We start from the raw sequence: 8,244 nt of genomic DNA on the forward strand, positions 1-8,244 counted from the left end.
TGGCCGGAGCGACTATGTGTATTGGATATTTTTATGGGCGTAAGGTTCCCGGTGATCCGAAGAATGTCCGCTGTTTTGCTTTATGTAATGAGATCCATGACTTTTTTAAGGAGAATTTTGGCGCGGCCTGCTGTCGTGTCCTGACCAGAGGCATGGAAAAGGATTCTGATGAGAGAAAAGCGCAGTGTACGAAGTTTGTTGCTGCTACCGTGAAAAAGACGGCGGAAATTATTCTGCGGGAACTTGAAAAGGACCAGAAGGAAATTTAATTTATGAAAAAATTGCTTATATTTCTTTTGTCTCTGCTGTTTCTGATGCTTTTGACTCTTCTCTTTATTTTTATGAAAGAAGATCAGTCTCTTACAGATTCTTCTGAAAAGGGAAATGATGTGCAGACAGAAAGTGGAACTGAAAATGATTCTGACAAGGAAGGTGAACAGGATTCTTCCGGACAGACGGAGGAAGAAAAACTGGATGTAAAGGTTCAGGATCTGATCGCAGGTATGTCTCTGGAAGAAAAGGTTGCACAGATGTTTTTTGTTACTCCTGAAAATCTTACCGGAGTGGATGTGGCTACGCAGGCGGGCGAGACGACCAGGCAGGCTCTTACCCAATATCCTGTTGGCGGACTGATTTATTTTTCCAAGAATATTTACGATGAAGAGCAGCTTACAACTATGATCCGCAATTCTCAGTCCTACAGTGAGATTCCTCTTTTTATAGGCGTGGATGAAGAAGGCGGTTCTCTGGTGGCAAGGATTGCGAACCATCCAAACTTTGATGTAGAGAAATTTCCTGATATGGCGGAAATCGGCGCGACCGGCGATCCTTCCAGGGCTTATGAGGTCGGCTCCACAATTGCTTCTTATTTAAAGGACTATGGTTTTAATCTGGATTTTGCTCCGGATGCGGATGTTCTGACCAATCCAAATAATACTGCAATTGGCGTCCGGTCGTTTGGAAGTGATCCGGATATGACAGCCCACATGGTGGAGCAGGCAGTAAAAGGATTCCAGGATCATCAGGTCAGCGCGGTGATCAAGCATTTTCCGGGACATGGCGGAACAATCACGGACAGCCATAACGGGGCAGCCATCGTAGACCGGAGTCTGGAGGAGCTTCGAAGCGCGGAATTTCTTCCGTTCGAGGCCGGCATCCAGGCCGGTGTAGATATGGTAATGGTCGGACACCTGCAAGTCCCGCAGGTGATTTCCGATGATACGCCGGCTTCTCTGTCTTCAGAAATGATCACAGATATTTTAAGAAATGAGCTTGACTATGATGGAATTGTGATTACAGATTCCCTCTCCATGGGCGCTATTACAACATACTATACTTCTGCTGATGCCGCGGTCAAATGTATCCAGGCCGGCGGCGATATGCTGCTGATGCCTTACAGTTTTACGGAAGCTTATCAGGGAGTTTTGGATGCGGTAAACAGCGGCGAGATTTCTGAAGAAAGGATCAATGAATCTGTAACCCGTATCCTGAAAGTAAAGTGTAAGAATCTGTACTGATAAAGTCTATACGAAATAAGGACAAACCCATACAAAAAAACTGCCGTATCTATGATGGATCGTAGATACGGCAGTTTTAATTTTTGATAAGAATCTTTATTTTTTATTCTTCAGGACTCTCCTCTTCCTGTGCCTGATCTTCGGAAGTCTCTTCTTCCTCTTCATCTCCCTTTCTTACTTTCGCAATGCTGGCAACCTTGTCTCCTTCCGGAAGATTGATCAGCTTCACACCGGAAGTAATCCTGCCAAGAAGAGAAATTCCGCTGCATTTTGTACGGATGATAATGCCCTCTGTATTGATGATCATCACTTCATCTTCTTCATTGACAGCTTTAAAACCTACTACATTTCCGGTCTTCTCCATGATCTTGTAGCATTTTACACCTTTTCCTCCGCGGTTCTGAGCAGTAAATTCGCTGATGGAAGTACGCTTGCCCATTCCTTTTTCAGACACAATGAGAAGATCTGTACCCTGGACAGTAAGCTGCATACCGACAACTTCATCTCTGTCTGTCAGATTTATTCCCCTGACTCCCATAGAAGTCCGCCCGGTGGCTCTTACGTCTCTCTCATTGAACCGGATGCACTGTCCATATTTTGTAGCGAGGATAATGTCCTGTTTTCCATCTGTAAATTTCACTTCGATCAGTTCATCATCTTCTCTTAATGTAATCGCAGCAAGTCCTGTCTTTCTCACATTTGCGTAATCTTTCAGAGGTGTTTTCTTGATCAGGCCCTTCTTGGTAGCCATGACAAGATAAGACTCATCGTCATATTTTTCAATCGGGATCACCGCTGTAATCTTTTCTCCAGGCATCAGCTGCAGAAGATTGATAATAGCAGTTCCTCTGGATGTACGGCTGGACTCCGGTATCTCATATCCTTTCAGCCGGTAAACGCGTCCTGTGCTGGTAAAGAACATAATATAATGGTGGGTATTGGACATAAAGAGCTCTTCCACATAATCTTCATCCAGCTTCTGCATTCCCTTGATTCCTTTGCCACCACGGTTCTGGGCTTTAAAGGTATCATTAGACATGCGCTTGATATATCCCAGTTTTGTCATGGTAATCACCACGTCTTCTCTGGGGATCAGATCTTCCATGGAAATGTCAAATTCATCAAATCCAATAGAAGTTCTTCTGTCGTCTCCATATTTATCCCTGATCGCAAGGATCTCTTCTTTGATCACGCCAAGCAGAAGCTTTCTGTCTGCAAGGATCGCCTTTAACCGGCTGATCTGTTCCATCAGCTCTTTATATTCCGCTTCCAGCTTTTCTCGTTCCAGACCTGTCAGAGCGCGAAGACGCATGTCTACAATGGCCTGTGCCTGCGCTTCTGAAAGATCGAAACGTTCCATTAACTCTGATTTTGCGATCTGCACCGTTCTGGATCCACGGATGATCTGAATCACTTCATCAATGTGATCCAGGGCGATCAGAAGACCCTGTAAAATATGTGCCCTTTCTTCTGCTTTGTTCAGCTCATACTTTGTCCGGCGTGTGATCACTTCTTCCTGATGCTGCAGATAATAATTGAGCATCTCCAGAATATTCATCACCTTGGGCTCGTTATTTACCAGAGCCAGCATGATCACGCCAAATGTATCCTGAAGCTGTGTATGTTTGTACAGCTGATTTAACAGCACATTTGCATTGACGTCTTTCCGGAGTTCAATGACTACCCGCATTCCTTCCCGGCTGGACTGGTCGCTTAAGTCTGTGATTCCGTCAATCTTCTTATCCCGCACCATCTCTGCGATCTTTTCAATGAGACGGGCTTTGTTGACCATATAGGGAAGCTCTGTCACAACGATACGGCTCTTGCCATTTGGCATGGTTTCAATATCTGTGACTGCCCGGACGCGGATCTTGCCCCGTCCTGTCCGGTAGGCTTCTTCAATTCCTCTGGTTCCAAGGATCATTCCTCCTGTTGGGAAATCCGGTCCCTTGATGATGCCCAGGATTTCTTCCATGGTAGTCTCTTCTTTATCTTCCAGCTGATCATCAATGATGCGAACCACTGCATTGATCACTTCTCTCAGATTATGAGGAGGAATGTTGGTGGCCATACCTACGGCGATACCGGACGTACCGTTGACCAGAAGATTGGGAAATCTGGCCGGAAGCACAGAAGGCTCTTTTTCTGTCTCATCAAAGTTTGGTACAAAATCCACCGTATTTTTATTGATGTCTGCTGTCAGCTCCATGGAAATCTTGCTAAGCCTTGCCTCGGTATAACGCATGGCGGCCGCGCCGTCTCCATCTACGGATCCAAAGTTTCCGTGACCGTCCACCAGAGGATATCTGGTAGACCATTCCTGCGCCATATTTACCAGGGCGCCGTAGATCGAACTGTCGCCATGGGGATGATATTTACCCATGGTATCACCCACGATACGGGCACATTTTCTATGCGGTTTATCGGGTCCGTTGTTCAGCTCGATCATGGAATGCAGGATTCTTCTCTGCACCGGTTTTAAACCATCCCGTACATCCGGAAGCGCACGGGAAGCGATGACACTCATAGCATAATCAATGTAAGAGGTTTCCATCGTTTTTTTCAGGTCCACTTCGTGGACTTTATCAAAAATATTATCTTCCATTGTTTAACCTCCTACACATCCAAGTTCTTCACATATTTTGCATTTTCTTCGATAAATTCTCTTCTGGGTTCTACTTTATCTCCCATCAGGGTCGTAAAGGTAAGATCCAGTTCTGAAGTAGTCTCTTCATCCATGGTCACCCGAAGAAGGATCCTGTGTTCCGGATCCATGGTGGTCTCCCACAGCTGCTCTGCATCCATTTCTCCAAGACCTTTATACCGCTGGATCTTATTGTTGTTATCTCTGCCCACTTCTCTTAAGATTCCATCCAGTTCCTCGTCACTGTACGCGTACCATACTTTTTTATTCTTTTCCAGTTTATAAAGAGGCGGCTGTGCCAGATAAACATATCCCTCTTTGATCAGATCCGGCATAAACCGGTACAGAAACGTAAGAAGCAGGGTACTGATATGTGCGCCGTCCACATCGGCATCCGTCATAATGATGATCTTATGATAACGGAGTTTGGAAATATCAAAATCATCATGGATCCCGGTTCCAAATGCAGTGATCATTGCTTTGATCTCTGCATTTCCATAAATTTTATCCAGTCTGGCCTTTTCCACATTCAGAATTTTACCACGGAGAGGAAGGATCGCCTGTGTAGCCCTGTCTCTCGCAGTTTTTGCGGAACCGCCGGCAGAATCTCCCTCTACGATGTAGATCTCGCAGTTTTCCGGATTTTTATCGGAACAGTCCGCCAGTTTTCCGGGAAGAGACATGCCGTCCAGCGCAGATTTTCTTCTGGTCAGGTCCCTTGCCTTTCTTGCCGCTTCTCTGGCTCTTTGAGCCATCACCGATTTTTCTATGGTCATCTTGGCTACCGCAGGATTCTGTTCCAGATAGATTTCCAGCTGTCTGCTGACAATACTGTCTACCGCTCCTCTGGCCTCGCTGTTTCCGAGTTTCTGCTTGGTCTGTCCTTCAAACTGAGGATCCTCGATCTTAACGCTGATGATCGCAGTCAGACCTTCTCTGATATCCTCGCCGCTTAAGTTCGGCTCACTGTCCCGCAATAACTTGTTCTTTCTTGCATAATCGTTAAATGTTTTTGTCAGGGCATTGCGGAATCCCACAATATGAGTACCACCTTCCGGCGTGGTAATGTTATTGACAAACCCATAAGTATTGTCACTGTAAGAATCGTTGTGCTGCATGGCTACTTCCACAGCTACTCCATTTACCAGTCCCTCACAGTAAATGATATCCTCATAGAGAGGTGTTTTGCTCCGGTTCAGATAAGAAACAAATTCCCGGATCCCTCCTTCATAGTGAAAGGTTTTTTCCCGGATCCCGTCTTCCGGCCGCTCATCTGTCAGAGTGATCCTAAGACCTGCTGTCAGAAATGCCATTTCCCGGAACCTTTGTTTCAAAACATCATAGTCAAATACCGTTTCTTCAAATATGGTATCATCCGGCATAAAAGTTACTTTTGTCCCGGATTTTTCCGGATCACATTCTCCCACAACTTTTAATTTGTAGATAACTTTTCCACGTTCGTATCTCTGTTTATAAACTTTTCCATCATGGCAGATCTCAACCTCCAGCCAGTTGGAAAGGGCGTTTACTACCGACGCTCCTACGCCGTGGAGTCCTCCGGATACCTTGTATCCTCCGCCTCCGAATTTTCCTCCGGCATGCAGTACGGTAAATACAACTTCTACCGCCGGGAGGCCTGCTTTATGATTAATTCCTACCGGGATCCCGCGTCCGTTATCCACTACCGTCACAGAATTATCCTTGTGGACGGTCACCTGGATCGTATCGCAGAAACCTGCAAGCGCCTCATCCACAGAGTTATCCACGATCTCATAGACCAGATGATGGAGTCCCCTTGCTGACGTGCTTCCGATATACATACCCGGGCGTTTGCGGACTGCCTCCAGACCCTCCAGAATCTGAATCTCATCCGCACCATATTCGTGCTGTACTTTTTCTGTACTCATGCTCATCCTCCTAGTTTTCATTTGCTGCATTTCCATTTTCTACGCGGAACACTTTATTGATAGAAAATCTATGATTTACAAACTCATCCACTCCTGTACATGTTACAAGAGTCTGTATGTCATGGATGCTGTCTAATAAATAGTTTTGCCTGTGTTTATCCAGTTCAGACAAAACATCGTCCAATAGCAACACAGGGGTATCATGGATCACTCTTTTCACCAGTTCAATCTCCGACAGCTTCAGAGAAAGCGCCGCCGTCCTTTGCTGACCCTGTGATCCGAATCTGCGGATATCCAGATCCCCCACCATAAAACAGATGTCGTCTCTGTGAGGACCCACAGATGTACTTTTGATCTTCATGTCCTTTTCCCTGTTCTTTTTTATTGCTTCCTCCAGCGGAACCTTTCCATTACTAGGTTCATAGATAACCTGGATCTTTTCAGCTCCGCCGCTTAATTTGTGATGAATAGAAGAAACAATTTCATTTATTTCATATATAAATTTCTTTCTTCTTTCAATAATCTTATTTCCATACAGCGCCAGCTGCATTTCCCATATCTCCAGAGTATCCAGATTTTTCTTCTGACCGGAAAAACAGAGATCCTTCAAAAGATGATTTCTCTGATTAACGACTCTGTTATAATTTGCAAGATCATTTAAATAAACCCGGTCCAGCTGGGACAGCTCCAGATCAATAAATCGTCTTCTCTCCCCTGGACCATTTTTGATGATATTAAGATCTTCAGGAGAAAAAAATACAAGATTTACGATTCCAAATAATTCACTTGCTCTTTTCAGCGGTATTTTATTAACGGCAATTCCCTTCGGACTGTTTTTCTTTAGATGAATATCAATCCTGTGACTGATCCCATTTTTTTCCACAATCATCTCAATATGAGATTCCGTTTCTCCAAAGCGGATCATATCTCTGTCTTTTGCCCCTCTGTGGGACTTTGTGGTACCGGAGAGATAAACAGCCTCCAGGATATTTGTTTTCCCCTGGGCGTTGTCGCCATAGAAAATATTAGCCGCCGGATCAAACTTCAGATCCAGATATTCATAATTGCGAAAATTTTTTAACTTTAAAGATTTAATCTTCAATTTTGATTTCTTCTCCGTTAAATACTACCACATCGCCGGCATATAATTTTCTTCCGCGTCTAAGATCCGCTTCTCCATTTACCAGGACTTTTCCGTCCAGTATCACATCCTTTGCCTCTGCTCCGGATTCTACCAGACCGGCTGCCTTCAAAGCCTGCCCAAGTTTGATATATTCTTCCTTTAACGTGATTTTCATTGCGTGTACTCTCCTGTCCTAGACTGTGGCGTTAAAGTTTACCGGAAGGATCAGATAAATATAACTTTCTTCTTCATCCTTGATAAAACATGGCGCTTTCGCATTCATCAGATATAACGTAACTTCTTCATCATCAATGACACGAAGGGCGTCGATGAGAAACTTGGGATTAAATCCAATCATCAGATCTTTTCCCTCTTTTTCAATCACAATCTCTTCATTCATAGATCCAATCTGGGATTTGATCCTAAGCTCCATCCACTCGTCTCCAATCTGGATGATGATCGGCTTTTTATCTCCTTCTTTGATGAGAAGTGTGGCTCTGTCAATACAGTTCAGAAGTTCTTTTTTATTGATCCTTACCTTTGTCTCATAATCACTGGAAAGCATCTGATCAATTTTAAAATAGTCTCCTTCAATCAGCCTGGACACCACGATGGTCTGATCAAATTCAAACACAATATGATTGTTGGTATAAGAAATATTGACCATGCTTTCCACTTCGCCGGAAAGGATCTTGCTGATCTCTGTCAGAGTCTTGCCCGGAACGATCAGTTTTTTATCTTCTGTATCTTCTTTCAGGCTGATCTTACGGATAGAAATTCTGTGTCCGTCAAGAGATACCACTCTAAGAATGTTATCTTTGATCTCAAACAATTCTCCACCCATCATCTTATTGCTTTCCGAATCAGAGATGGAAAAAATGGTCTGTCGGATCACTTCTTTCAAAGTAAACTGTGATATTTCAATGGAGTTTTCTTTTTCGATCACCGGAAGGTAGGAAAATTCATCTCCTGGTTTTCCGGAAAGATCAAACTTCGCTTTTTCGCAGGTGATGACTGTCTGAAGGTTATCACCTGTTTCAATAGTGATCTCAT

The 8,244-nt window shown here is 44.2% G+C and carries 7 protein-coding genes (1 of these 7 cut by a window edge); 2 read left to right on the plus strand and 5 right to left on the minus strand.

The features are described from left to right. On the plus strand, window positions 1-269 hold the 3' portion of the coding sequence (locus ABGT54_RS10440; RefSeq protein ID WP_204909514.1) for a C-GCAxxG-C-C family (seleno)protein. 193 nt of this gene lie to the left of the window's left edge; 269 of the gene's 462 nt are visible here — the last part of the coding sequence; its start codon lies beyond the left edge, outside the window; it ends in the stop codon at window positions 267-269. Window positions 270-272: 3 nt separating this feature from the next. After that, a complete protein-coding gene (locus ABGT54_RS10445; RefSeq protein WP_346664038.1) occupies window positions 273-1,517 on the plus strand; it encodes a glycoside hydrolase family 3 protein in 1,245 nt (414 codons plus the stop codon). Window positions 1,518-1,620: 103 nt separating this feature from the next. Here the strand turns inward: ABGT54_RS10445 and gyrA are convergent, their stop codons facing one another. From gyrA to dnaN, 5 genes are all read right to left on the minus strand, one after another. Continuing rightward, the gene (gyrA, locus tag ABGT54_RS10450; RefSeq protein WP_346664039.1) at window positions 1,621-4,122 is read right to left on the minus strand and encodes a DNA gyrase subunit A; all 2,502 of its coding nucleotides are present in this window, start codon (window positions 4,120-4,122) and stop codon (window positions 1,621-1,623) included. Window positions 4,123-4,133: 11 nt separating this feature from the next. Then, the gene (gyrB, locus tag ABGT54_RS10455; protein WP_346664040.1) at window positions 4,134-6,068 is read right to left on the minus strand and encodes a DNA topoisomerase (ATP-hydrolyzing) subunit B; all 1,935 of its coding nucleotides are present in this window, start codon (window positions 6,066-6,068) and stop codon (window positions 4,134-4,136) included. 10 nt (window positions 6,069-6,078) lie between these two features. Further along, on the minus strand, window positions 6,079-7,170 hold the full coding sequence (gene recF / locus ABGT54_RS10460) for a DNA replication/repair protein RecF (protein WP_346664041.1): 1,092 nt from the start codon (window positions 7,168-7,170) through the stop codon (window positions 6,079-6,081). Further along, window positions 7,160-7,366 (minus strand): RNA-binding S4 domain-containing protein, encoded by a 207-nt coding sequence (locus ABGT54_RS10465; RefSeq protein WP_346664042.1) that lies wholly within the window; start codon window positions 7,364-7,366, stop codon window positions 7,160-7,162. Before ABGT54_RS10465 ends, recF begins: the two co-directional genes overlap by 11 nt. Before the next feature lie 18 nt (window positions 7,367-7,384). Then, window positions 7,385-8,244: DNA polymerase III subunit beta (gene dnaN, locus ABGT54_RS10470; RefSeq protein WP_346664043.1), on the minus strand; the 860-nt coding region annotated here is incomplete at its 5' end.

Origin of the sequence: uncultured Merdimonas sp., assembly GCF_963929015.1 — a bacterium.
Lineage (GTDB): Bacteria > Bacillota > Clostridia > Lachnospirales > Lachnospiraceae > Merdimonas.